General features: G+C 63.7%; 3 protein-coding genes. 1 reads left to right on the forward strand and 2 read right to left on the reverse strand.

What is annotated here, in order from left to right; translation table 11 throughout:
- Positions 1-259, forward strand: a 259-nt coding sequence (locus AC5JLB_RS00655; protein ID WP_495871927.1) for an H-type lectin domain-containing protein, incomplete at its 5' end; no start/stop codon positions are given.
- 153 nt (positions 260-412) lie between these two features.
- Here the strand turns inward: AC5JLB_RS00655 and AC5JLB_RS00660 are convergent.
- Positions 413-1,582 (reverse strand): hypothetical protein, encoded by a 1,170-nt coding sequence (locus AC5JLB_RS00660; protein WP_495871928.1) that lies wholly within the window; start codon positions 1,580-1,582, stop codon positions 413-415.
- 24 nt (positions 1,583-1,606) lie between these two features.
- A complete protein-coding gene (locus tag AC5JLB_RS00665; protein WP_495871929.1) occupies positions 1,607-1,744 on the reverse strand; it encodes a hypothetical protein in 138 nt (45 codons plus the stop codon).
- Positions 1,745-2,176 lie beyond the last annotated feature (432 nt).

Below are 2,176 nucleotides of genomic sequence, written 5' to 3' on the forward strand. Positions count from 1 at the left end.
CAGCTTCGATCTGGGCACCGGCCGGAATGCCCGAATCGGAGCCCGCGCCGAGAACGTCACCCCAGGATCGATGACCCTGGTCGTCTGGACCTGGTGCAACACCAACCTGTTCGCGGCCCATGGATCGTACTTCGCCATGGGCTCGGCCGAGGAAACGCTTGGCGGAGAGGGGGCAGATCCCCTCCCCCTGCCGGGAGAGCAATCCGCTCCGGCGACATCTTCGGAGCCGGAGGCTTCCGAATTTCCCACGGAGTGGTAGGGACCCGGGCCGCCGCCGGAGCGGGCCTGGAACGGGTCGCTCCGGGGCCTGAGCGAGGTCCTATCATCCTTCGCACGATGGATCGCGCGGCGCTGGCCAGCCCCCTTCCCAGGGGATCATGCCGCGTGAGGCTACGGCTGGACTGCCGACCCTTCAGAGGTAGCTACGAAGAGGTTCGGGCAACATCTCGGCGGGCCCATCCCACACATCAGCGTACTCGCGGTAAATCGCGAAAAGGCGGGGGTCCGCCGCGGGATTGACGTAAGCATGAATCTTGTCGATCCATTCCGCCTTCCATGTCACCGCGGGAGCCTCTCTCGGCAGAACAAGGCGACCATCCTGCACGAGAGTGAGCAGGATCGCCCGCATCTCCCGTTCGAAGACTTCGCGGCTGCGCTGATAACCGAACTGGTCAGGCTCCTTCACGCTGCGCCGGATGAACGTCTCGGCCATTCTGACCAGCAGCTGCTCGCTGCAGTGATAGGCATGAGAGAGCCCGTGATAGCGCTCCAGAAGAGAGACGTGCAGGTTCTTGTCCGTGAAGTCGTGGGGCTCCACGCTGACCTGCCCCGCATACAGATCCGGGTACCGGCGCGCCAGGATCGCCTGAACCAGATTGAAGGGTAGGACGCATTGCGGGACGTGGATGCAAATGTCGAAGCCGAGGCGGCCCAGCAGCGCGGATGTCTCGGCCACGGGCTCGGGGGCGGAGATGTCGTAGTACTGATGCCAGGGCGACACCTTATGCGCCTCGCCGAGGCCGCTGCCGTGATAGATGGTTCTCGGGGCCAGCATCAGCGCTGGAACGATGCGATTCGCCATCTCGAAGTTGAAGGTTTCGAAAACCCGGGCGCCTTCGATGTCCTGAGCGTACTTTCGGCCCTTCGCGCAAATCGCGGTCGGCCGCTCGCCGAGTTCCTGCAAGGTCCCTAGCAGCAGCCGGCTGTCCTTGCCGCCACCGAACAGGACGGCGGTTCCCGAGGTTGTCACGTCATAGGTGCGCTCGTAGGTCGTGGAGACGACATCGATCTCCAGCCCGAACTTTCTGGCCCGTGCAGAGAAGAACTCGACCACGTTCGAATGCAGCGGGTACTCGGCCCGTACCATGGCCCGGGACTCGGCCTTGTTGAACAAGGGGCCGCCGTTTCGCGTGATCCACATGAGCGGCAGGAACGAGTCCCAGAGATCCAGATGCGGAATCGTGAAGTTGGCGGCCGTCAGACCGAGGCGCTTGGCTTGAGGCGGGCCGTTCTGAGGCGTGAGGGACACCCAGATCTCGTACTCGGTCTCGGTCCTGAGGGGCGTATGTATGAGGATATCCATCGGTCGGCGACCGTTGCATCGCAGTCATGGGCGCGCAAGCCCCACGAGTTCTCTGATCGTGCGTCCATCCGAGATCGAGCGGCCTTGACGGCTTGCCGCGCGACCAAACGCTTCCGCCCCACGCCCCTCTGCGCTTGGCGGAAAAGATGGAGGTCGCGCCATGGGCGGTGATCGCGAGGAAGAGTATCAGTTGCTTGAACGGTCCTTCACCGGGGTCGTGGGTCAGGTCGCCTGAGGCGACCTGAAAGCACGCGAGGCGGTGACGGGATCGTGCGCCCATTCACTGCTCCTGCCGACATATCCTCATGGGAGGACGCCCCGCATTTCGCTGCGTCCAGAAATATCCGAAGAGGATGGGCCAGGACGATATCCAAGAGACCGGGCGGAGAGAAGCGCCCTGCCGGGCCCTGGGCCACGGCCTACCCATCGGTCAGGCGGGACATCCAAGCGTCGGACAAGCAAGCGTCGGACAGGCCCTCTGTCCTACCATTCCCCGAGCTCGCCCATCGCAAGATAGGTCCCGCTGGCCTCGTACATGATCGTATCGCACCACGTCCAAACGGATACCGTCATGGAGTACGGGGTGACGTTCTG

The organism is Myxacorys chilensis (genome assembly GCF_059505265.1).

Bases quoted from the DNA above. Each gene is read 5' to 3' on its own strand.
- AC5JLB_RS00660 (WP_495871928.1), bottom strand. From the start codon at position 1,582: ATGGATATCCTCATACATACGCCCCTCAGGACCGAGACCGAGTACGAG.
- AC5JLB_RS00665 (WP_495871929.1), bottom strand. From the start codon at position 1,744: ATGGCGCGACCTCCATCTTTTCCGCCAAGCGCAGAGGGGCGTGGGGCG.